General features: G+C 64.3%; 17 protein-coding genes and 1 tRNA gene. 12 read left to right on the top strand and 6 right to left on the bottom strand.

Going from position 1 to position 21,833, the window contains the following annotated elements; genetic code table 11:
* Window positions 1-290: 290 nt before the first annotated feature.
* Window positions 291-1,343 (top strand): threonine aldolase family protein, encoded by a 1,053-nt coding sequence (locus KLP42_RS05175; RefSeq protein WP_215565121.1) that lies wholly within the window; start codon window positions 291-293, stop codon window positions 1,341-1,343.
* A gap of 77 nt (window positions 1,344-1,420) precedes the next feature.
* On the opposite strand, the gene KLP42_RS05170 is transcribed toward KLP42_RS05175, so the two are convergent.
* Window positions 1,421-2,281 (bottom strand): LysR family transcriptional regulator, encoded by an 861-nt coding sequence (locus KLP42_RS05170; RefSeq protein WP_215565120.1) that lies wholly within the window; start codon window positions 2,279-2,281, stop codon window positions 1,421-1,423.
* An 89-nt stretch (window positions 2,282-2,370) separates the two neighbouring features.
* Here KLP42_RS05170 and KLP42_RS05165 point away from each other — a divergent pair, with 89 nt between their 5' ends.
* Window positions 2,371-3,366, top strand: a complete 996-nt coding sequence (locus KLP42_RS05165) for a bile acid:sodium symporter family protein (RefSeq protein ID WP_215565119.1) — start codon at window positions 2,371-2,373, stop codon at window positions 3,364-3,366.
* Between the two features lie 110 nt (window positions 3,367-3,476).
* On the opposite strand, the gene KLP42_RS05160 is transcribed toward KLP42_RS05165, so the two are convergent.
* Window positions 3,477-3,959, bottom strand: coding sequence for an Hsp20 family protein (locus KLP42_RS05160; RefSeq protein ID WP_215565118.1), 483 nt, complete (start codon window positions 3,957-3,959; stop codon window positions 3,477-3,479).
* A gap of 401 nt (window positions 3,960-4,360) precedes the next feature.
* On the opposite strand from KLP42_RS05160, the gene KLP42_RS05155 reads away from it, so the two are divergent.
* Window positions 4,361-5,329, top strand: coding sequence for an alpha/beta fold hydrolase (locus KLP42_RS05155; protein ID WP_215565117.1), 969 nt, complete (start codon window positions 4,361-4,363; stop codon window positions 5,327-5,329).
* 9 nt (window positions 5,330-5,338) lie between these two features.
* Here KLP42_RS05155 and hisN read toward each other — a convergent pair whose 3' ends face one another.
* Together hisN and KLP42_RS05145 are read right to left on the bottom strand one after the other, a co-directional pair.
* Window positions 5,339-6,109 carry a histidinol-phosphatase gene (gene hisN, locus KLP42_RS05150; protein WP_215565116.1) on the bottom strand — a complete coding sequence of 257 codons (771 nt, stop codon included), beginning with the start codon at window positions 6,107-6,109 and terminating at the stop codon, window positions 5,339-5,341.
* A gap of 338 nt (window positions 6,110-6,447) precedes the next feature.
* Entirely contained in the window at window positions 6,448-7,332 is an 885-nt protein-coding gene (locus KLP42_RS05145) for an N-formylglutamate amidohydrolase (RefSeq protein WP_215565115.1), read from the bottom strand.
* Window positions 7,333-7,514: 182 nt separating this feature from the next.
* Here KLP42_RS05145 and cpdR1 point away from each other — a divergent pair, with 182 nt between their 5' ends.
* The 3 genes from cpdR1 to KLP42_RS05130 all read left to right on the top strand — a co-directional run bounded on the left by cpdR1 (window position 7,515) and on the right by KLP42_RS05130 (window position 8,656).
* Entirely contained in the window at window positions 7,515-7,874 is a 360-nt protein-coding gene (cpdR1, locus tag KLP42_RS05140) for a response regulator CpdR1 (RefSeq protein WP_215565114.1), read from the top strand.
* 106 nt (window positions 7,875-7,980) lie between these two features.
* A tRNA-Val gene (locus KLP42_RS05135) sits at window positions 7,981-8,055 on the top strand.
* A 223-nt stretch (window positions 8,056-8,278) separates the two neighbouring features.
* Entirely contained in the window at window positions 8,279-8,656 is a 378-nt protein-coding gene (locus KLP42_RS05130) for a PH domain-containing protein (RefSeq protein WP_215565113.1), read from the top strand.
* 384 nt (window positions 8,657-9,040) lie between these two features.
* Here the strand turns inward: KLP42_RS05130 and KLP42_RS05125 are convergent, their stop codons facing one another.
* Entirely contained in the window at window positions 9,041-9,382 is a 342-nt protein-coding gene (locus KLP42_RS05125) for a hypothetical protein (RefSeq protein ID WP_215565459.1), read from the bottom strand.
* Window positions 9,383-9,739: 357 nt separating this feature from the next.
* On the opposite strand from KLP42_RS05125, the gene KLP42_RS05120 reads away from it, so the two are divergent.
* Complete coding sequence (locus tag KLP42_RS05120; RefSeq protein WP_215565112.1) at window positions 9,740-11,530, top strand: chloride channel protein; 1,791 nt, start codon at window positions 9,740-9,742, stop codon at window positions 11,528-11,530.
* A 131-nt stretch (window positions 11,531-11,661) separates the two neighbouring features.
* Here the strand turns inward: KLP42_RS05120 and KLP42_RS05115 are convergent, their stop codons facing one another.
* Entirely contained in the window at window positions 11,662-12,696 is a 1,035-nt protein-coding gene (locus KLP42_RS05115; protein WP_215565429.1) for a glutamine synthetase beta-grasp domain-containing protein, read from the bottom strand.
* A gap of 419 nt (window positions 12,697-13,115) precedes the next feature.
* On the opposite strand from KLP42_RS05115, the gene KLP42_RS05110 reads away from it, so the two are divergent.
* From KLP42_RS05110 to KLP42_RS05090, 5 genes are all read left to right on the top strand, one after another.
* Entirely contained in the window at window positions 13,116-13,319 is a 204-nt protein-coding gene (locus KLP42_RS05110; protein WP_149745277.1) for a DUF2735 domain-containing protein, read from the top strand.
* Between the two features lie 364 nt (window positions 13,320-13,683).
* Window positions 13,684-17,007, top strand: coding sequence for a transglutaminase family protein (locus KLP42_RS05105; protein ID WP_215565111.1), 3,324 nt, complete (start codon window positions 13,684-13,686; stop codon window positions 17,005-17,007).
* Window positions 17,008-17,032: 25 nt separating this feature from the next.
* Entirely contained in the window at window positions 17,033-19,420 is a 2,388-nt protein-coding gene (locus KLP42_RS05100) for a circularly permuted type 2 ATP-grasp protein (RefSeq protein WP_353844825.1), read from the top strand.
* 3 nt (window positions 19,421-19,423) lie between these two features.
* The gene (locus KLP42_RS05095) at window positions 19,424-20,305 is read left to right on the top strand and encodes a transglutaminase family protein (protein ID WP_215565110.1); all 882 of its coding nucleotides are present in this window, start codon (window positions 19,424-19,426) and stop codon (window positions 20,303-20,305) included.
* 152 nt (window positions 20,306-20,457) lie between these two features.
* Window positions 20,458-21,750 (top strand): VWA domain-containing protein, encoded by a 1,293-nt coding sequence (locus tag KLP42_RS05090; protein ID WP_215565109.1) that lies wholly within the window; start codon window positions 20,458-20,460, stop codon window positions 21,748-21,750.
* Window positions 21,751-21,833 lie beyond the last annotated feature (83 nt).

Raw genomic sequence — 21,833 nt, 5'->3', positions numbered from 1 at the left:
AGCCATTCTCGACAAATTAGGACAGGATGACTGTCCTAGTTCGCAATTTCTATGACAGAAAACCGGTTCCCGCGCAAGGGCGCCCACGGGAAAAACAGCACCACCTTAAGCCGGAAAATTGCCTTTTCCGCCACCATTGGCGCAAGAATATTATCGAAAGCGGAGCGGTTCTTTCCACTTCATGCGGCAAAATCGGGTCCGCCGGCGCACGCGCGAAAAGTCTATTGATCGGCAGGCTGTTCGGCTTAATCTGCCGCACCTATCCTGACCCATCTTGCGAGAAATCCCTCATGTTCTTTGCCTCGGACAACTGGGCTGGCGCTCACCCCGCCATCAACGAACGCCTGCTGAAGGAATCAACACGCTTTGCCGCCGCCTATGGCACCAGCGAACTCGACCGCACCATCGAGCAGCGTTTCAACGAGATCTTCGAGCGCGAGGTCGCCGTCTTCTTCGTCGCCACCGGCACGGCGGCCAATTCGCTGGCGCTTGCCAGCCTTGCCAAGCCCGGCGGCGTGACCTTCGCCCATTCCGAGGCGCATGTGATCGAGGACGAATGCGGCGCACCGGATTTCTTCAGCGGCATGCGCATGTCGCCGGTCGAAGGGCCACGCGGCAAGATGGATCCGGCCCATCTGAGAAGCCGCATTGCACGCTATCCGCAGGATGCCGTCCATCATGGCCGCGCCACGGCTGTAACGATGACGCAGGCCACCGAAGTCGGCACCATCTATTCCCTGCAGGAAATCGAGGCCATTGCGGCGATCGCCCACGAACACGGCCTGCCCTTGCACATGGATGGCGCCCGCTTTGCCAACGCGCTGGCGCATCTCGATGCCACGCCGGCCGAGATGACGTGGAAGCGCGGCGTCGACGTTCTGTCCTTCGGCGGCACCAAGAACGGCTGCTGGTGCGCGGAAGCGATCATCTTCTTCGATCCGGCCATGGCCAGGGAACTGCCCTTCCTGCGCAAGCGCTCCGCCCAGCTGTTCTCAAAGTCGCGCTTCATCGCCGCCCAGTTCGAGGCCTATCTGCAGGACGGGCTGTGGCTCGACCTTGCCCGCCATGCCAACACCATGGCCGATCGTCTGCGGGCCGGCCTCGATGCCTCCAACAATGCAAGGCAGGCCTGGCCGACCACGTCCAATGAAGTCTTCGCCGTCATTCCGAAGACGACGGCCCGCGCTGCGGAGGCCAAGGGCGCAAAGTTCTACGACTGGCTGGAACCGCACGACATGCCGGAACCGGTTGGCGACAACGACATGCTGATCCGTCTCGTCACCAGCTTTGCCACCGAACCGCAGGATGTCGACGCATTCCTCGACGTGATCGCCGCCGGCTGAGGATCCGGCAACGGAGGCGCCGGCCATCCGGCCCGGCGTCTCCGCTCTCCAGAACAAGGAACCGAAGCACGCGCGCCTCAGACCGTGCCGTGCGGCCGGATTCGCTGGGAAATCAGGCTGGAGAGCGCCTCTGCCAGCGCCGCATCGGCACCCCGGCGCTGAACCAGCACGAATTCCACATCCTCGAGCACCGGCAGGCGGTCGCCCGTCACTTCCTTCAGCCCTTCCGGCGCCATGCTGCGCGGCTGCACCAGGACGCCCATGCCGGCCCGGGCGGCCGCCGTCAGGCCGGCTAGGCTGCCGCAGGTGCAGACGATCCGCCAGGGCAGCTTTGCTCCGTCGAGCGCATCCTGCGCCACCTTTCGGGTGATACTCGGTGCCGGAAAGGCAATCAGCGGCACCGGATACCCCGGTCCGAACTGCAGGAGATCCGGGTCGCGCGCCAGCCAGACCAGCGGTTCGCGATAGAGCAGACGGCCATGCGCCTCGCCGATGTGGCGCTTGGCGAGCACCAGATCCAGATCGCCCACATCCTGCATCCGGTAGAGCTCGACACTGAGCGCCACGGTCAGCTCCAGGTCGACCAGCGGATAAAGCCGGATGAAATCCTCCAGGATGCCCGTCAGGCGATTGGCGACCACATCCTCGGAGACACCGAGGCGAAGGCGACCGCGCAGGCGGCTTTCGCCGAATATCGACATCACCCGGCCATTGAGGTCCAGCATGCCGCGCGCATAGCTGAGCAGCGCCTCGCCCTCCGTCGTCAGCTTGACCCGATGCGTGGTGCGATCGATCAGCTGGCGCCCCAGGCTCTGCTCCAGCCGCTGGATGTGATGCGTCACCGTCGACTGGCCGATGCCGAGCTGCTCCGCGGCAAGCGTGAAACTGCCGGTTTCGTGCAGGCGCACGAAGCTGGCCAGGTGGACAAGATTGAGCATTTTATCATGAACCGTGATAACTGTTAGTCTTTGCATTCTGTTTCATGATGGCGCATGCGTAAAGGCCATATGAGATCACAGGACCGACCATGCGCCGATTTTTGCCCGACTCCTTCACCCTGATGCTGGTGACGACGGTCATCATCGCATCCCTGCTGCCCGCCCAGGGCATGTTTGCCACCTATTTCGGCTATGCGACCGATTGCGCCATCGCGCTTCTCTTCTTCCTGCACGGCGCAAGGCTGTCGCGCGACGTGGTGATCGCCGGCATCCTGCACTGGCGCCTGCACCTGACGATCCTTCTCGTCACCTATGCGATCTTTCCGCTGCTGGGGCTCGGCGCCGGCTTCATTCCGCAGACAATCCTGAAGCCGGAACTCTATGCCGGACTTCTGTATCTCTGCGTGCTGCCCTCCACGGTACAATCCTCGATCGCATTCACCTCGATTGCCGGCGGCAATGTGCCGGCCGCAATCTGCTCGGCCTCGGCCTCCAACCTGTTCGGCATGTTCCTGACGCCACTGCTCGTCGGCCTGCTGATGACGACGAGCGGCAGCGCCGGCTTTTCGCTTGATGCGCTGGAAACCATCCTGCTGCAGCTGCTCGCGCCCTTCATCCTCGGCCAGTTGCTGGAGCCGTGGATCGGCGGCTGGGTGCGTGGCCGCAAGAAGCTGCTGATGCCGGTCGATCGCGGATCGATCCTGATGGTGGTCTATCTCGCCTTTTCCGAATCCGTGAACGAGGGCCTGTGGCACACTTTCTCCGTCACCGATATCGGCGTGGTTATCGTCATCGACGGGCTGCTTCTGGCGCTGGTTCTGTGCATCACCATGTTCGGCAGCCGCCTGCTCGGCTTCAACAAGGAAGACGAGATCACCATCACCTTCTGCGGTTCGAAGAAGAGCCTCGCCTCCGGCGTGCCGATGGCCGGCGCCATCTTTGCCGGCCAGAGCATCGGCGCAATCGTGCTGCCGCTGATGCTGTTCCACCAGATCCAGCTGATGACCTGCGCGGTGATTGCGCAGAAATATGCCGCCAAGCGGGCGGCGCGCCAACAGGCAGACGCCGTCACGGCCGCCGCCTGAGGCCGCCCCCTTCGACACCAGACGGAAAGGCCCCTCCCGAAACGCTCGGGAGGGGCCTTTTCATTCACGGGGTCACGTCAGGCGGACGATGAGGCCGTGCTGCAATCCGCTCAGTTGACCTTCTGCGGATCCGGCTGGGCCTCGATCGTCTTCGGCGTGCTGACGGCATCGGCGGCAATCGCGATGCGGCGCGGCTTCAGCGTTTCAGGGATGTTGCGCAGCAGGTCGATGTGCAGCAAACCGTTCTTCAGCGAGGCGGCGCGCACCTCGACATGGTCGGCCAGCTGGAAGCGGCGCTCGAAGGCGCGCTTGGCAATGCCGCGATAGAGATATTCGGACTTCTCCGAGGTTTCCTCCTCGGATTTCTCGCCCTTGACAGTCAGCATGTGGGCATGGGCCTCGATGCTGAGTTCCTTCTCATCGAAACCGGCCACAGCCATGGTGATGCGGTAGGTGTTTTCGCCGGTACGTTCGATGTTGTAGGGCGGATAGGTCTGGGCCTGCTCCGGCTGCCCGACGCCGTCCAGCATGGAAAAGAGACGGTCGAAGCCGACGGTGGAGCGATAGAGCGGCGAAAAATCGATGTGACGCATGGTGTCCTCCTGTGAAGCGACGTTTGCGGTTTTCTCAGTTCGGGCCCGGTGCCCCGTCTGGCTGCACCGGCCCCTGGTGCGGACCCTTGCGGCGTCCGTGCCCCTGAGATGGGAGCGGCAAAAATGCGCTTCAAGACCTGCGCCATCGAAAAACGACAGGGGTGCCAGAGCGCGAAACAACATCGCTGAACGCGGCCTGAACGACCGGTTCCACCACCATTCAGGCGCCGGCTGCCAGATTGGCGACCGTCGGCAAGGCCCGGTGCCTGTCGGCGGCTGAAGTCCCGTCCCTTCTCTTCAGCCTTGCTGCCGGTGCCGGAAAACCCTCCGGTTCCGGCTTTTTTCTTTGACGCGGACGGATGCAGATCCTATCCGTTGACGGCACAGCAGATGGCGAGCCGATGGACGACATTCTCTTCCCCACGCCGGACAATCCGCTGCCGGAGCAGTTCAGCGCCGGCTTCCTGACGGCCCATGACGGCGTCCGGTTACGCTATGGCCTGTTCCGCTCGGCCGTGTCGCCCGCGCATGGCACCGTGGTGCTGCTGCAGGGGCGCAACGAGTTCATCGAGAAATATGCCGAGACGATCCGCGATCTCAACGCCATGGGGCTTTGGGTCGCGACCTTTGATCTGCGCGGCCAGGGCGGATCGGGCCGGCTGCTGAAGGATCCGCGCAAGGGCCATGTGCGGCGCTTTGCCGATTATGAGCGCGATCTCGAACTGTTCCTGCATAAGGTCGTGCTGCCGGATGCACGCCTGCCGTTCTTCCTTCTGGCCCATTCGACCGGTGCGCTGATCGCCCTTTCGGCCGCCCCCCGGCTTGCCAACCGCATCGATCGCATGGCGCTGCTTGCCCCTTACGTGGCGCTGGCGAACCAGCAGCTGCCGGAACCGTGGATCCGCCGCATCGCAGCCGGACTTTCCACCATCGGTCTCGGCAGAAAGTCGATGGGGCAGGATCGCAGCCGGCGCCCCTTCCCGGACAATCCGTTGACGGGCGACGCGCGCAGGTTTGCCCGCAATGCCGCCATCATCGCCGCGCATCCGGAACTGACCATCGGTGCGCCGACCGCGCGCTGGCTGCATGAGACGCTGACGGCGGCAAGCCGCGTCAGTCAGCAGGCGCACCTGACGCACATCACCATTCCAACTCTGCTGATTGCGCCGATGCGCGATGGCGTGGTGCCCTATCTGGCGCAGGAGAACCTGTCGCGCAATTTCCGCGCGGCACAGCTGATCCCGGTCACCGGCGCCCGTCACGAGATCCTGCAGGAACGCGATGTCTACCGCGCCCAGGCGCTCGCCGCCATCAGGGCCTTCATGCCCGGCAGCGAGACCATGCCGCCGCTCTCCGACGCGGTTGCCTGAAGGCGCGGATCAGGCGAGCAGCGCGCGCGCCTCCTCATAGACCTTGCGGCTGCCGGCGGCGATGATATCGCCGCCCTGTTCCGGCCGGCCGCCATCCCAGGTGGTGATGATGCCACCCGCCTGCTCGATGAGCGGGATCAGCGCCCCGACATCATAAGGCTTCAGGCTGTTTTCGATGACGAGATCCACATGACCGGCCGCCAGCAGGGCATAGGCATAGCAATCCACGCCGTAACGGAAGAGCCGCACCTTTTCCTCCACGGCGCGGTAGCGCGCCAGCGCCTCGGCCTCGAAGATATGCGGCGAGGTGGTGAACAGGATGGCATCCGAGAGGCTGCCGCAATCGCGGGTGCGAAGCTGGCGCTCGCCATCCGGCCCGCGATACCAGGCGCGCTCGCCATCGGCGAAATAGCGCTCGCCGGTGAAGGGCTGGTCGACCATGCCCATGTGTCCGCGGCCATTGGAATAGAAGCCGATCAGCGTGCCCCAGACGGGAACGCCGGAGATGAAGGCCCGCGTACCGTCGATCGGATCGACCACCCAGACATGCTCGCGGTCGAGACCGAAGCTCTCATGTTCCTCGCCCAGCATGCCATGCTCGGGAAAGCGGCTCGCAACCTTGGCCCGGATGGCCAGTTCCGCGGCACGATCGGCCTCGGTCACCGGATCGAAGCCGGCGGCAAGCTTGTTGGTTATGGAGGTGCCGGTGCGGAAACGTGGCAGGGTCTCCTGGCTGGCGGCATCGGCAAGGTCATCGAAAAAGGCGCGATCAGGCAGCATGAACATTTCCGCAGGCGGTGAGACACTCCTCTCCTTCTAGAGTTTGTCGAGCAAAAGTGGAACCCGGTTTCCCCGAAAAGACAACCTTCGGGACATCGAAAGCCGGCCGGCTTCCGATGCAGCGCTTCGGCAATATGCCTGCCGAATAATCAATGCGATTCATTGCTTGACATTTGGGCAATTCGATTTTAACAATTTGGTTACAGTCGTTTGACTGTAAATACCCTCCTTGGGTGTTTCCTCCCTAGACTTAGCCGCGCCCACAGGCGCGGTTTTTTTTGCCCGCGCACAGGGTTGCGAGGCGAAAAGGCCTTGGGATTCAGGGAGAAAGGAAGCGCCTATTCCGCAGCGAGCGCCGAATCCAGGCTGAAGCCGATGGAGAAATCCACCATCTGCCGGATGAAGGTGGAGAGTGCGGCGGCGATCAGATCGAATTCCGGCTTCTTGTCCAGCGTCATCTCGTCCACGTAGAGCGCGCGGTTCACCTCGATCTGCAGCGCATGCAGCCCGCGCACCGGGCGACCGTAATGCTCGGTGATGAAGCCGCCCGCATAGGGCTTGTTGCGCACCGCGTTGAAGCCCATGTCCTGCAGGAAATGCAGGGCCGCGCGCGACAGCTCCGCCGAAGCGCTGGTGCCGTAACGATCACCAATGATGAAATCCGGCCGGACATCGGAGCCGGACAGCCGGATGCTGCCCGGCATGGAATGGCAATCGATCAGGATCGCCAGTCCGAAACGGGCATGGGTGCGGGCAATCAGCCGGCGCAGGCAGGCGTGATAAGGCTTGTAGATGCCTTCGACTCGCGCCAGCGCCTCATCCACCGGCAGGCGACGCGCATAGATCTCCATGTTTTCGGCCACGATGCGCGGCACGGTGCCGAGACCGCCGGCAACGCGCATCGAGCCGATATTGGCATAGGAGGGCAGCGGCCCCTCGAACATGCGCGGATCAAGCTCATAGGGCTCGCGGTTGACATCGAGATAGGCGCGCGGAAAATGGGCCAGCAGGAACGGCGCCCCGAAGGCGGGCGCATCGGCAAACAGCTCGTCCACGTAATGGTCTTCCGAGCGGCGGATCGAGAGCGAATCCAGCCGCGACGCAGCCAGAAACTGCGCCGGATAAAGGCGTCCGCTATGCGGCGAGTTGAAGACGAAGGGGATGGACTGCGTTTCAGGCTCCCGCACCTCAAAGGGGTCAAAATCGCCCGTCACCCAATCCATGCGGCCTTTACCATGTCGTGAACTTGTCGTAACGCCATGTTGCCAGTTGCACGCTGGGAAGTCCATACTATCTAACAGCCCCATTCCGCGTTGCTGGCGGCCCGCCATTCACCGGTTTTTTACGGCGAATGGGCTAGGGCTCGACCAGGCATAACCAAGAGAACCCACAAACGGTCCTGACGATGCACAAAATCCTTCTTGCCGAAGATGACAATGACATGCGCCGCTTCCTTGTGAAGGCGCTCGAAAAGGCCGGCTACAACGTGGCGTCCTTCGACAATGGCGCAAGCGCCTATGACCGCCTGCGCGAAGAGCCCTTCGCCCTGCTCCTCACCGATATCGTCATGCCGGAAATGGATGGTATCGAACTGGCACGTCGCGCCACCGAACTCGACCCGGACCTGAAGGTGATGTTCATCACCGGCTTTGCAGCCGTGGCACTGAACTCCGATTCGAAGGCTCCGAAGGACGCCAAGGTGCTGTCCAAGCCCTTCCACCTGCGCGACCTCGTGGACGAGGTGAACAAGCTTCTCGCCGCCTGAGCCCGGATTTCCGGGCTTTTTCGTGGGGCCTTCAAAAAACAGTCACACGAGGCGAAAAAACTGGTTGACGGGCCGACCGCATTATGGTCTATCCGCCGCCACGGAAGGGCGTGTAGCTCAGCGGGAGAGCACTACGTTGACATCGTAGGGGTCACAGGTTCAATCCCTGTCACGCCCACCATTCCATTCTAAACGTTGAGAAATCCGCTTCGGCGGATTTTTCCGTTTCTGGGGCATGCCGCTCTCGGGCACCCCCTTTTTCCACCAGCTGCAAGCCGCGAATCAGAAGGCGTCCGCGCCTGATCCGGGCACGTGCCGCAAGCCGCCGCAGCAGCACTGCCCCCACTTCCTTTTCGGCCGGCGCTTCCTACATGCACCGAAGCATCGAAAGGGAGACAACGCCGATGGGATTGTTCGACGGCTTGCTGGGACATGGATCCAGCGTCGATCCGGCCGACCTTGGCCGACGCCTGCACGACATACTGATCGAGGGCGAGGAAGCGCGGCTGGCCTTCCGCATCGTGCGCGATTTCTTCGTCTTCACCCAGCACCGGCTGATTCTGGTGGACATTCAGGGCATGACGGGCAGCAAGGTGGAATATACCACCATTCCCTACCGGGCGATCACGCGCTTTTCCATCGAAACCGCCGGCACATTCGATCTCGATTCGGAACTGAAGATCTGGGTTTCGGGCAGCAGCACGCCGATCCAGCGCACGCTCGGCAAGGGCAGCGATGTGCGCGGCATTCAGCGGGCGCTTGCCACGGGAATCTGCCGCTGATGGGCGGAGCCAGCCCGACGGATCGACACGGCGTCGCGATGCCTCACGTCCTCCCCGCAGTTGCAGTCGCGGCGAGCGGCGGCGCCTGCCGGCCGTCACGTTTGCGTGAAGTTCCATCACGACCGAAACAAGAAGAAGCACGGCTTTCCTCTCCTGCACGATATGCAAGATGGGGGAGACCATGCGTAAATCCCTGATCCTGTTGATGATCCGCTGTCGCTCGGTCGATGCGGCAAGCTATGACCCCGGTCTGGTCAATCTCTGTCGCCTGATGCGGCAGACCGCATCACGCTGACGATCGTGCAGCACCCCGGCTGCCCTGTGTGGCCGGGGCCGGCATGTCCGGCGAGGGCGGCGGCCCCGCGCCCGCTTCGGGCCAAGAGACTACCAGCGCGGCCCACCCCAATGCGGTGGCGGCGGTGGAGGCGGGCCCCAGCCCCAGGCGGGCGGCGGGGGCGCGCGCCAGTGGCGGGGCGGCGGGCCCCAGCCCCAGGCCGGCGGCGGGGGTGGCGGCGGCGGACGATAGTAGCGGGGCGGCGGCGGCCGGCGCGGCACGCAATCGCCCCAGCTGTTCAAACGCCAGCCGGGACCGCAGGCATAATCGACCTGCTGGACCAGTCCCGGCGCTGCCTGCGGCAGCGGGATGGCAGAGGGCGCGACGGGACCGGCAAGCGCCCCACCAGCACCAGCCAGCGACAGGAGGAAGGCAGACACGACTATCTTCATGGAATGGACCTCAACTCGGAGATGGCAGGCGGAGAATCCGCGCCCTCGCCTGAACATCCGCTGAACCGTCCGTTCATCAGATTGCAGCCTTTCCTCCTCTATAAGGAGGCATGCCTATGGCTGCTTCGGCACAAGACCAAAGGCCGGCACCGACCGACCGGAAACCGGGGCCAGCGGCGCAGGCCGGCCTTTCGAATTGCAATCAGGCTTGAAACGACGACGCCCTTCATGCTTTTACCCGCTGAGGATATTCCGGGCGAGACGCCCCCGAACCACACCGCCTCGCCGGCGGATGCGGACCGCAGCCCGTCGCGGTCCCCGTTCGCCGAAGATCACAGCAGGAGGGCACGACGCCCGATGAAGACCCTCTCCCACATGCCGCTGCTGCGCCTGTTCCATGCGTGGGGCAAGCTCGCCAAGAAGAAGGCGTTTGCGCGCGGCAGCGAGGTGGGGCTGATCTTCTCCGCCATGCTGATCGGGCTTGCGGCCGGTGCGGCCGTCAGCGGCATGAGCTGGATCTCGCGCAGCCTGCACAGCCTCATCTTCGGCATCGGCAAGCTGGACTGGCTGAGCGCCTCGACGATCGAGAACAAGCTGATCGTGCTGACAGCGCCGATCATGGGCGGCGTTCTGCTCGGTATCGTCCTCTTCATCCTGGCGCGGCGACGCAAGCGCGCCATCGTCGACCCGATCGAGGCCAATGCACTCTATGGCGGGCGCATCTCGCTGACCGACAGTTTCATCGTGGCCGGCCAGAACCTGATCTCCAACGGCTTCGGCGCCTCGGTGGGCCTGGAAGCAGGCTACACGCAGCTTTCGGCAGGCCTTGCCTCCAAGCTCGGCAGCAAGCTGAACCTGCGCCGCGAGGACATGCGCATTCTCGTTGGCTGCGGCGCAGCCGGTGCGATTGCCGCCGCCTTCAACGCGCCGCTGACCGGCGCATTCTATGCCTTCGAACTGATCATCGGCACCTACAGCATGGTGGCGCTGGCACCGGTGGTGATCTCCGCCATCATTGCGACCTTCGTGGCACGCGCGCTCTCCGGCAACAGCTTTGTCATCGAGGTGGGCGAGATCGGCGTCATCACGCCGGCCGACTACGTACCGGCCATCGTGCTTGGCGCCATCTGCGCCGGCGTCGGCATCGTCATCATGCAGGGCGTGGCCTTCATCGAGGAACTGGCGCGCAAAAGTTCGATCCCGCCCTATGTGCGCCCGGCGCTCGGCGGCATCGTCGTCGGCCTGCTCGGCATGGTGACGCCGCAGGTGCTGTCGGCCGGCCATGGCGCGCTGCATCTCAATCTGGACAGCGACGCACCGGCACAGATCCTGATCGGCATCCTCCTGCTCAAATCGCTTGCCTCGGCCGTCTCCATCGGCTCCGGTTTCCGCGGCGGCCTGTTCTTCGCCTCGCTGTTCATGGGCTCGCTGATCGGCAAGATTTTCGGCACGCCGGCCGACATGATCACCACCGGCTCGCTGACGCCGACGGTGCTGGCCGTGGTCGGCATGAGTGCGCTCGCCGTCGCCATCATCGGCGGCCCGCTGACCATGACCTTCCTGGCACTGGAGATCACCGCCGACTTTCCGATCACCGCGCTGGTGCTGGCCGCCGTCATCACCTCCTCGCTCGTGGTACGCACCACCTTCGGCTATTCCTTTGCCACCTGGCGCTTTCACCTGCGCGGCGAGAGCATCCGCAGCGCCCATGACGTGGGATGGATCCGCAATCTCACCGTCGAGAAGCTGATGCGTGCCGATGTGAAATGCGCAAAACTCGGCGTCTCGCTCGACGAGTTCCGCGAGGCCTTCCCCCTCGGAGCCGCCAAGCGCGTCATCCTGCTCGATGCATCCGATCGCTATGCCGGCCTCGTCTCGCTGCCCGACGTCTATGCCGAGGAGGCCGATGCGCCGCGGCCCCGCACGCGGCTGGAGGAATTCCTCGTCCACCAGAACGATTTCCTGCTGCCGCAGATGAACGCGAAGCAGGCGGTGGAGATTTTCGACCAGTCCCGCGCCGAAGCGCTGCCGGTGATCAACAACCTGATCGACCGCCGCGTCATCGGCCAGTTGAGCGAAGCCCACACGCTGCGCCGCTACAGCGAGGAACTGGACCGCCGCCGCCGCGAGGCCGTGGGGGAAGCCTGAGCGTCTGCGAGGGCATCCGAAGGCCTCGTGCCCAACCTGCCGCTGCCGCCCGATTTGCGAAGAACCATTACCCATACGAAAACGGCACCGGATCGCTCCGGTGCCGTTCGTCATTTCGGTGATGCCAGGGCTCAGGCGGCGGCGGAAGCAGCCGTCGGGACTTCGGCGATCGTGGCGAGAACGCGCGAGGCGATCGCGTAGGGGTCGCCCTGGGAGTTCGGACGACGATCTTCCAGATAGCCCTTGTAGCCGTTGTTTACGAAGGAGTGCGGAACGCGGATCGAGGCGCCGCGGTCAGCCACGCCGTAGGAGAACTTGTTCCACGGAGCGGTTTCGTGCTTGCCGGTCAGACGCAGGTGGTTGTCCGGACCGTAAACGTCGATGTGCTCCTTCCAGTTCTTGGCGAAGGCGGCCATGAGGGCTTCGAAATATTCCTTGCCGCCCACTTCGCGCATGTACTGCGTGGAGAAGTTGCAGTGCATGCCCGAGCCGTTCCAGTCGGTGTCGCCGAGCGGCTTGCAGTGGAATTCGACGTCGATGCCGTACTTTTCGCAGAGGCGGAGCAGCAGGTAGCGTGCCATCCAGATCTGGTCGGCGGCCTTCTTGGAGCCCTTGCCGAAAATCTGGAATTCCCACTGGCCCTTGGCCACTTCGGCATTGATGCCTTCGTGGTTGATGCCGGCAGCGAGGCAGAGGTCGAGATGCTCTTCGACGATCTCGCGGGCAACCGAACCGACGTTCTTGTAGCCGACGCCGGTGTAGTAGGGGCCCTGCGGGGCCGGGTAGCCCTGTTCCGGGAAGCCGAGCGGACGGCCGTTCTCGTAGAAGAAGTATTCCTGCTCGAAGCCGAACCAGGCGCCTTCGTCGTCGAGGATCGTGGCGCGGCTGTTGGACGGATGCGGCGTGACGCCATCCGGCATCATGACTTCGCACATGACGAGCGCACCGTTGGTGCGGGCCGGATCGGGATAGATCGCAACCGGCTTCAGGACGCAGTCGGAGCTATGACCCTCGGCCTGCATCGTGGAGGAACCGTCGAAGCCCCACAGCGGCAGCTGCTCCAGCGTCGGGAATTCGTCGAATTCCTTGATCTGGGTCTTACCGCGAAGATTCGGCACCGGCTTGTAGCCGTCGAGCCAAATATACTCGAGCTTGTATTTCGTCATAGTCATCTCTCGTTTCTATGCTGCGAGGTGTGAGCACATCCCAACCCGCAGCGCCGCCTCATGGGCGCCACCGCCGGGACTGCCAGATGAAATGCATTTTGCGTGCCAGATGCGCATGGTTCGGCAAAATCGCCGCTTGCCGGTCTTGCGGCGCCCGCACCCGCCGCGTCCGACGCCCCGAAGACCCGATCCGGAATCCGGAACCCATCCGCGTCGATTGTGTTGTGAGAGAACGGCAAGCGACGCGCGCGCCCGCCAGCCCTTAATCCTCAATCCTCAGTTATCGCAGTTGCGGATTGACCAGATTCTAGGCATAATGCACACACAGTAACCAGACGATAAGATGCAATTTAATGCATCAAGCACAATATGTAGGCATATTAGCGCCTGGAATGGACGAATGAACAAAGGATAAGACCATGACCCCAGCAACCGAACGACCCACGGCCCAGATCATTCCCTTCCCCGTCGGCGGCATCCGTCGCCTGCGCGAACGCGCGGACCGGCAGGAGGCGAAACGCCCGGAGGAAGCGGCACGCTACTCCGACCTGGCCTTTGGCGGATGCTGGTATCATGAGGAAGCACTCACGCCGCCGCCCCAGCCGAACGGCAAGATCAGCTGAGCCCTTCTGCACAGCAGGCAGGCATCGACGCACAAATATTAGGCGAAAGCCTCAGCGATAAGCAGCATGGACGGCGCCATATAAGGCGCCGCCTTTTCAGGGGCGGTTGCCAGCCTGTTTAAGGGGCAGCACGAAGCAATATCAGGCAGCCAGGACGCCCCGGCAAGGATTGACCGCCGCGGCGGAAATGCAGCGAAGCCTGTCGCGGGCCGCATTTCTGCCTCTCTCTTCGACATTGCTTTATCAGCATTTTCCGGCACGGCGGGATAAGCACGAAACCGCCTTGCTTTATTCCCGTGCATTGCACAAACTCCGGTCCTTCGTGCGCGCCGGATCCATGAGAGCGGGTCCGACTAGGAGTTCCATGTCGATCAAGGCCAGTATTTATCACCTGACGCATTACAAATATGACAGGCCGGTCCGCCTCGGGCCCCAGATTATCCGGCTGAAGCCTGCCGCCCATTCCAGAACCCGCGTCATCAGTCATTCATTGAAGGTCTCGCCGGCCAATCACTTCGTCAACCTGCAGCAGGATCCCTACGGCAATTACCTTGCCCGCTATGTCTTTCCCGATCCTGTGACCGAACTGAAGATCGAGGTCGATCTTGTCGCCGACATGACGGTGTACAATCCCTTCGACTTCTTCGTGGAGGAAGAGGCCACGAAATGGCCCTTCGACTATCCGGAGACGCTGGCCGAAGATCTGTCGATCTATCGCAGGCCCGAACCGGCCGGAGAGAGGCTGAAGGCCTTCCTCGATACGCTGGACATGAGCCCTGAGCAGCCGACCGTCGACATGATCGTCGGCTTGAACGCCCGCCTGCAGCGCGAGATCGGCTATGTCATCCGCATGGAACCCGGCGTGCAGACGCCGGAGGAAACGCTTGAAGCCGCCCGGGGCTCCTGCCGCGACACCAGCTGGCTTCTGGTGCAGGCGCTGAGGCATCTCGGCCTTGCCGCCCGCTTCGTCTCCGGCTACCTGATCCAGTTGACGCCGGACCTGAAGGCGCTCGACGGCCCCTCCGGCACCGAGGTGGATTTCACCGACCTGCATGCCTGGGCGGAGGTCTACCTGCCGGGCGCCGGCTGGATCGGGCTCGACCCGACCTCCGGCCTGCTGACCGGCGAAAGCCACATTCCGCTGGCGGCCACCCCGCATTTCCGCAATGCCGCGCCGATCTCCGGCGGCTATTACGGCGAGGCGGAAACCGAATTCGCCTTTGACATGAAGGTGGAGCGGGTTGCCGAACATCCGCGCATCACCAAGCCGTTTTCCGATGACAGCTGGCATGCCCTGAACGAGCTTGGCGAGCAGGTCGATGCGGTTCTGGCGACAGAGGATGTTCGCCTGACCATGGGCGGCGAGCCGACCTTCGTGTCGATCGACGATTTCCAGTCCGACGAATGGAACACGGCGGCCGTCGGCCCCACCAAGCGCGACCGCGCCGACGTGCTGATCCGCCGGCTGCGCGAACGTTTTGCGCCGGGCGGCTTCCTGCATTACGGCCAGGGCAAGTGGTATCCGGGCGAAAGCCTGCCGCGCTGGACCTTCTCGCTCTACTGGCGCAAGGACGGCCTGCCGATCTGGAGCGATCCCTCGCTGATTGCCGTGGAAGGCCGCCGCTATGAGGTGACGGAGGACGACGCCGGCCGCCTGCTGACCGCCATTGCCGGCGAACTGGACATCACGCCCGACATGGTGGTGCCGGCCTTCGAGGATCCGGCCGAATGGATCCTGCGAGAGGCGGACCTGCCGGAAAATGTCGATCCGGCCAATTCGAAGCTGAAGGACCCGGAAGAGCGCAACCGCATCGCCCGCGTCTTCGAACGCGGCCTTACCCGGCCATCGGGCTACGTTCTGCCGGTACAGGCCTGGAACAGCCGGGCGAGCGGCCGGCGCTGGATCAGCGAGAAGTGGCGCACACGCCGCGGCCGCATCTTCCTGGTGCCGGGCGACAGCCCGGTCGGCTATCGCCTGCCGCTCAATTCGCTGCCGTGGATCCCGGCCTCGCAATATCCCTACATCAATCCGATGGATCCGAGCATCCCGCGCGATCCGCTGCCGAATTTCCAGGAGGATGCCGGGCGCCCGCTGCAGGCGGCGCATTTCGAGCCCTTCGCACCGGATCACCAGCCGCAGCAGCGCAGCACGGAAGAGATCGGCGGTTACGTACGCACCGCCATGTCGGTGGAGCCGCGCGACGGCCGGCTCTGCGTCTTCATGCCGCCGACGGTGTCGATCGAGGATTATCTCGATCTCGTCGCCTCGGCTGAACGCGCCGCCGCCCAGCTCGGCCTGCCCGTGCATATCGAGGGCTATGCGCCGCCGCATGACGAACGCATCAACGTGATCCGCGTGGCGCCCGATCCCGGCGTGATCGAGGTCAACATCCATCCGGCTTCCAGCTGGAAGGACTGCGTCGACATCACCACGGCGATCTATGAGGAGGCGCGCCAGAGCCGCCTCGGCGCCGACAAGTTCCTGATCGACGGGCGCCATACCGGCACCGGCGGCGGCAACCACGTGGTGGTGGGCGGCGCCAACCCGAATGACAGCCCCTTCCTGCGCCGGCCGGACCTGTTGAAGAGCCTGGTGCTGCACTGGCAGCGGCATCCCTCGCTCTCCTATCTGTTCTCCGGCCTGTTCATCGGCCCGACCAGCCAGGCGCCGCGCATCGACGAGGCAAGGCATGACAGCCTCTATGAGCTGGAGATCGCGCTCGCCCAGGTGCCGGCGCCGGGCGAAGGCCTGCCGCCCCTGCCCTGGCTGGTGGACCGCCTGTTCCGCAACCTTCTGACCGACGTCACCGGCAATACCCACCGCTCGGAAATCTGCATCGACAAGCTGTTTTCGCCGGACGGGCCGACGGGCCGCCTCGGACTTGTGGAATTCCGTGGTTTCGAGATGCCGCCGAATGCCCGCATGTCGCTGGCCCAGCAGCTTCTGGTGCGCGCGCTGATCGCCCGCTTCTGGAAGAACCCGGCCAAAGGCTCCTTCGTGCGCTGGGGCACGGCGCTCGCCGACCGTTTCATGCTGCCGCATTACGTCTGGGCCGATTTCCTCGACGTTCTGCGCGACCTGCGCGAAAACGGCTTCGACTTCCGTCCGGAATGGTTCGCCGCGCAGCTGGAATTCCGCTTCCCCTTCTTCGGCGAGGTGGAATACGAGGGCGCGAAGCTGGAACTGCGACAGGCGCTGGAGCCCTGGCACGTGATGGGCGAACAGGGCGCCATCGGCGGCACGGTGCGCTATGTCGATTCCTCCGTCGAGCGCCTGCAGGTGAAGCTCGAAACCAGCAATCCGGAGCGCTACCGGGTGGCCTGCAATGGCCGCGCGGTGCCGCTTGCCGCCATCGGCGCCTCCGGCACGGCGGTGGCGGGCGTGCGCTTCAAGGCCTGGCAGCCGGCCTCCGGCCTGCATCCCGTGCTGCCCGTTAATTCGCCGCTCACCTTCGACATCTATGATGCATGGTCGCAGCGCTCCATCGGCGGGTGCGTCTACCATGTGGCCCATCCCGGCGGGCGCAATTACGAGACTTTCCCCGTCAATGGCAACGAGGCGGAAGCCCGCAGGCTTGCGCGTTTCGAGCCGTGGGGGCATAGGGCGGGCCGATATGCACTGATGCCGGAACAGGTCTCGCCGGAATTCCCGATGACGCTCGACCTGCGCCGGCCGATAGGAGTCTGACGTGGCAGTAAACCCGGCAAGCGATATCCGCGAGGAAGACGAGGCCATCGGCGACGATCCGATCCTCGGCTACCACGCCCTGCCGGGTATTTCCGACGAGATGCTGGATCGCGACGGGCAGATCCGTCCGGTGTGGCAGCACCTGATCGATTCGCTCGGCCACATGTCGGAAGCGGAACTGCACGAGCGCTTCGCCCGCGCCGACCGTTACCTGCGCGATGCCGGCGTCTTCTATCGCAGCTATGGCGGCCAGGGCAGCAGCGAACGCAACTGGCCGATTTCGCATATTCCGGTGCTGATCGACGGCAAGGAATGGGAGAAGGTCTCCGCCGGCCTCGTGCAGCGCGCCGAACTGATGGAGAAGATCGTCGCCGACATCTATGGCGACAACATGCTGGTGCGCGAGGGCATCCTGCCGCCGGCGCTGATCGCCTCCAATCCGGAATTCCTGCGGCCGCTGGTCGGCGTGAAGCCGGCCAACGGCCATTACCTGCACTTCTGCTCCTTCGAGATCGGCCGCGGGCCGGACGGCAACTGGTGGGTACTGGCAGACCGCACCCAGGCGCCCTCCGGCGCCGGCTTTGCGCTGGAAAACCGCGTGGCCACCACCCGCGCCTTTTCCGACATCTACGGCGAAAGCCATGTGCACCGGCTTGCTTCCTTCTTCGGTGCCTTCCGCAACGCGCTGCAGGCACACAAGAAGAGCCCGGACGATCGCATTGCCGTTCTGACCCCCGGCCCGGCCAACGAAACCTATTTCGAACATGCCTATATCGCGCGCTACCTCGGCTTCATGCTGCTGGAGGGCGAGGACCTGACGGTGGTCAACGACCGCGTGATGGTGCGCACAGTGGCGGGCCTGAAGCCGCTCGGCGTGCTGTGGCGCCGCCTCGATGCCTCCTATGCCGATCCGCTGGAACTGAACCAGAATTCGCATATCGGCACGCCCGGAATGGTGCAGGCGCTGCGCGCCGGCACCGTCACCATCGTCAACGCGCTGGGCTCCGGCGTGCTGGAAACCCGCGCACTGCTTGCCTTCACCCCCACCATCTGTCGCCGGCTGCTGGGAGAGGACCTGAAGCTTCCTTCGATCGCCACCTGGTGGTGCGGCCAGAAGGCGGAGCGCCAGCACGTCGCCGACAATTTCGAGCGCATGGTGATCGGCCCCGCCTATTCCTGCGCACCCTTCTTCGATGACAACGGCCAGTCTGTGCTCGGCACCCGCCGCAAGGGCACCAAGGCGAGCATCGAGGAATGGCTGGCGAGCGAGGGCAACCGCCTGGTCGGCCAGGAGGTGGTGACGCTTTCCACCACGCCGGCTTACGTGGACGGCAGGCTGCGGCCACGGCCGATGTCGCTGCGCGTCTTTGCCGCCCGCACGGAGAAGGGCTGGCAGATCATGCCGGGCGGCTTTGCCCGCATCGGGTCGGGCGACGACGTGGCGGCGATCGCCATGCAGGCCGGCGGCACCGCCGCCGATGTGTGGATCGTCTCCGACAGGCCGGTGGAACGCCAGACGCTGCTGCCGCCGGAGGAAAGCTTCTCGCGCAACATGCCGGGCAGCCTGCCGAGCCGCGCGGCCGACAATCTCTACTGGCTCGGCCGCTACATCGAACGCGCCGAAGGGGCACTGCGCATCCTGCGCTCCTGGCACATGCGCTATGCCGAAAGCGCCGATCCCGACCAGCCGCTGCTGGCCGACGTGACGCGCTACCTGAAGAGCATCGACATGGACATGGCCAAAGCCGTGCCCGAACCGCTGATCCGCAACATCGACAGCGCCATCTATTCCGCCAGCAATATCCGCGACCGCTTCTCGCCGGATGGCTGGCTGGCGCTCAACGATCTCGCCAAGACCGCCAAGCGCTTCCACGAGGCGGTGCAGGCCGGCGACGACGCCGCGCATGCCATGACGGTTCTGTTGCGCAAGCTCGCGGGCTTTGCCGGTCTCGTGCATGAAAACATGTACCGTTTCACCGGCTGGCGCTTCCTGTCGATTGGCCGCTATCTGGAACGCGGCCTGCATATGACGCGCCTGCTTGGCCACATGTCCGGCCCGGATGCCCCGGACGGCGCGCTCGACATGCTGCTGGAGATCGGCGACAGCGTGATGACCCATCGCCGCCGCTACAATGTCAACACCGCGCGGCTGACCGTCACCGACCTTCTGGCGCTCGACCCGCTGAACCCCCGCTCGGTTCTCTTCCAGCTGAACGAGATCCGCACCGAGGTCGAGCAGCTGCCGCACCCCTATGGCACCGGCCAGATGTCGGCGCTGGACCGGGAGGCCATGCGCCTGCATTCCGGTCTGGCCGTGATGACGCCGGAAGCCATGAACGAAGAGATTTACCGCAAGCTGGAGACGGAGATGGAAAAGCTTTCCGATCTCATCGGCCAGACCTATTTCGGATAGCCCATGCTTTACGACCTTTCGCTGCACATGGGTTATGTCTACGACGTGCCTGCCTCCGGGGCGCGCCACCTGTTGCGCGTCATGCCGCTGTCGCTCACCGACCGCCAGCGGCTGATCGCCGGTTCGCTGAGCGTCTCGCCGACCGCCGACGAAAGCGGCACCTTCACCGATTTCTTCGGCCAGCAGACGACGTCGATCCTGTTTCGCGGTCCGCACGAGGCCCTCGACATCCGCATGCAGGCGCGAGTGCAGGTGGACAGCACGCCGCTGACGGCCGATCTTTCGCCGGAACTGCCGAAACTCGGGCAGGAACTGGCCGATCTGTGGTCGATCGATCCGGATTCGCCGCACCATCTGGCGGGGCCAAGCCCGCGGCTTCCGAACAATCCGGATATCGCAGCCTATGCGCGCGAATGCGCAAGGCCCGGCCGAACGGTGCGCGAGATCGCGATCGCGCTTTGCGCCCGCATCCACAAGGAATTCAAGTACGATCCGGAGGCGACGACGGTCGATACCAGCCCGCGCGAGGCCTTTCAGCTGAAGCGCGGCGTGTGCCAGGATTTCAGCCATGTGATGATCACCGCGCTGCGCAGCCTCGGCATTCCCGCCGGCTATGTCAGCGGTTTCCTGCGCACCATTCCGCCGCCCGGCAAGGAGCGGCTGGAAGGGGCGGATGCCATGCATGCCTGGGTGCGCGTCTGGTGCGGCAAGGCGGCCGGCTATATCGAACTCGATCCAACCAACAACATCCCCGCCAGCTCCGATCACATCGTCGTCGGCTATGGCCGCGACTATTCCGATGTCGCCCCCGTCATCGGGGTGCTGAAGAGTTATGGCAGCCACCGCACCGTGCAGGCGGTGGACGTGATCCCCGTCAAGGGGTGAGGCCGCGCCGGCCGGCGCACCGTGCCGCCCCGCTCTGTCGCCCCGCTTTCGGGCGCTTCGCTCAAATGCCACCGGTTTTCCTGAGGTTTCGTCAAGGGATGCCGCTTATCCAGAAGCCCGTGTGCTGACGCGATGGAACGGGTTCGACGACGATGACCGGCTTTTCCCTGACCCGGCTGCTGCGCGATCGCAGCGGCAATTTCGGCATGATGACGGCCATTCTGGTGCCCGTGCTGATCGGCGGCGCGGGCATTGCTGTCGATCTGACCAATGTGCTGCAGAAGAAGGCCGCGCTGCAGGCCGTCGCCGATTCCGCCACGCTGGCCGCTGCGTCCAGCATGTCGAACGACGATATCAGCGAGGCGGAGGCCATGGCGCTGGCGCGTCATTTCCTGATCTCCCAATATATCGAAGACATGCGGCGCAGCGGCGCCGGCCAGACGGAGATCGATACAGCAAGGGCCGCCATCGAGGACAATACCGAGGCGCTTGCCACCACCACCGCCAGTTCCGGCGCCACCAAGGCCTTCGAGGTGACGCTCGACACCACCACGCGGGTGGAACTGAGCGCGCTGACCCGCATCCTCGGCTTCGAGAGCGTCCCCGTCAGCGTTCACAGCGTCGCCCAGAGCGCACGCGAAGGCCATGCGCTGTCGATGTATCTGGTTCTCGATGAATCCGGCTCCATGGGCGAGGACACGACCACCGTCGATCCGGTCCTCCCCACGACGACCAGGACCCGGACCGTGGTGGGCTATTACGATTGCGGCCGCCGGTACCAGTGCTACGGCCAGCACGTCGAAACAGTCACGGAAACCAATTACGTGACGAAGATCGCGGCGCTGAAATCGGCGGCCGCCGTCATGTTCAGCGAGTTGAAGGCGGCGGCGGCGCCGGATGCGACTGTCCCGTCCGCGCAGGAAGCGGCGGCCCGCGAGATGATCCGCATCGGCGCCGTCTCCTATACGCACGAGACGAAGACGCCGCAGCGGCCGGCCTGGGGCACGACGGCTGCGGCAGACTACGTGAACGCTCTGCCTCCCCTGCCCTCCGGCGGCACCGATGCCCGCGGCGCCATGGCCATCGCCAGCACGGATCTCGCCTCGACCAACCCGACGGAAGCCGATGCGCACAAGGCGAAAGGCAATGCCGGCTTTGCGCGCTTCATCGTGCTGATGACCGATGGCGAGATGACCGGCTACAGCGCCAGCTGGAACAAGTCGATCGATGATGCGGTGCGCTCGGCCTGCGCCGCAGCCAAGAAGGACGGAATCACCATCTTCACGGTCGCCTTCATGGCGCCGGATCGCGGCAAGGCGCTGCTCAAGGCCTGCGCCAGCAGCAACGAAAACTATTACGAATCCGACGACATGAGCGATCTCGTCACCGCCTTCGGCGAGATCGGCCGCAAGGCCGCCAAGAGCGCGGTGCGCCTGACCAACTGAGGCCGGGCCTGCCCCCGGCACGACAGCCCAGAGCACGCCGAGTGCCCAAGCTTTGGCCAGGGCCGCATTTTGCCTTTTTCTCC

Source organism: Rhizobium sp. CSW-27 (genome assembly GCF_018760785.1).
Classification (GTDB): Bacteria; Pseudomonadota; Alphaproteobacteria; order Rhizobiales; family Rhizobiaceae; genus Neorhizobium.
This window is presented reverse-complemented; position numbering and strand designations above follow the sequence as displayed.

What these genes read in the sequence shown, in the direction of transcription:
- KLP42_RS05175 (WP_215565121.1), top strand. Translation starts at nt 291, where the DNA reads ATGTTCTTTGCCTCGGACAACTGGGCTGGCGCTCACCCCGCCATCAAC.
- KLP42_RS05170 (WP_215565120.1), bottom strand. Translation starts at nt 2,281, where the DNA reads ATGCTCAATCTTGTCCACCTGGCCAGCTTCGTGCGCCTGCACGAAACC.
- KLP42_RS05165 (WP_215565119.1), top strand. Translation starts at nt 2,371, where the DNA reads ATGCGCCGATTTTTGCCCGACTCCTTCACCCTGATGCTGGTGACGACG.
- KLP42_RS05160 (WP_215565118.1), bottom strand. Translation starts at nt 3,959, where the DNA reads ATGCGTCACATCGATTTTTCGCCGCTCTATCGCTCCACCGTCGGCTTC.
- KLP42_RS05155 (WP_215565117.1), top strand. Translation starts at nt 4,361, where the DNA reads ATGGACGACATTCTCTTCCCCACGCCGGACAATCCGCTGCCGGAGCAG.
- hisN (WP_215565116.1), bottom strand. Translation starts at nt 6,109, where the DNA reads ATGCTGCCTGATCGCGCCTTTTTCGATGACCTTGCCGATGCCGCCAGC.
- KLP42_RS05145 (WP_215565115.1), bottom strand. Translation starts at nt 7,332, where the DNA reads ATGGATTGGGTGACGGGCGATTTTGACCCCTTTGAGGTGCGGGAGCCT.
- cpdR1 (WP_215565114.1), top strand. Translation starts at nt 7,515, where the DNA reads ATGCACAAAATCCTTCTTGCCGAAGATGACAATGACATGCGCCGCTTC.
- KLP42_RS05130 (WP_215565113.1), top strand. Translation starts at nt 8,279, where the DNA reads ATGGGATTGTTCGACGGCTTGCTGGGACATGGATCCAGCGTCGATCCG.
- KLP42_RS05125 (WP_215565459.1), bottom strand. Translation starts at nt 9,382, where the DNA reads ATGAAGATAGTCGTGTCTGCCTTCCTCCTGTCGCTGGCTGGTGCTGGT.
- KLP42_RS05120 (WP_215565112.1), top strand. Translation starts at nt 9,740, where the DNA reads ATGAAGACCCTCTCCCACATGCCGCTGCTGCGCCTGTTCCATGCGTGG.
- KLP42_RS05115 (WP_215565429.1), bottom strand. Translation starts at nt 12,696, where the DNA reads ATGACGAAATACAAGCTCGAGTATATTTGGCTCGACGGCTACAAGCCG.
- KLP42_RS05110 (WP_149745277.1), top strand. Translation starts at nt 13,116, where the DNA reads ATGACCCCAGCAACCGAACGACCCACGGCCCAGATCATTCCCTTCCCC.
- KLP42_RS05105 (WP_215565111.1), top strand. Translation starts at nt 13,684, where the DNA reads ATGTCGATCAAGGCCAGTATTTATCACCTGACGCATTACAAATATGAC.
- KLP42_RS05095 (WP_215565110.1), top strand. Translation starts at nt 19,424, where the DNA reads ATGCTTTACGACCTTTCGCTGCACATGGGTTATGTCTACGACGTGCCT.
- KLP42_RS05090 (WP_215565109.1), top strand. Translation starts at nt 20,458, where the DNA reads ATGACCGGCTTTTCCCTGACCCGGCTGCTGCGCGATCGCAGCGGCAAT.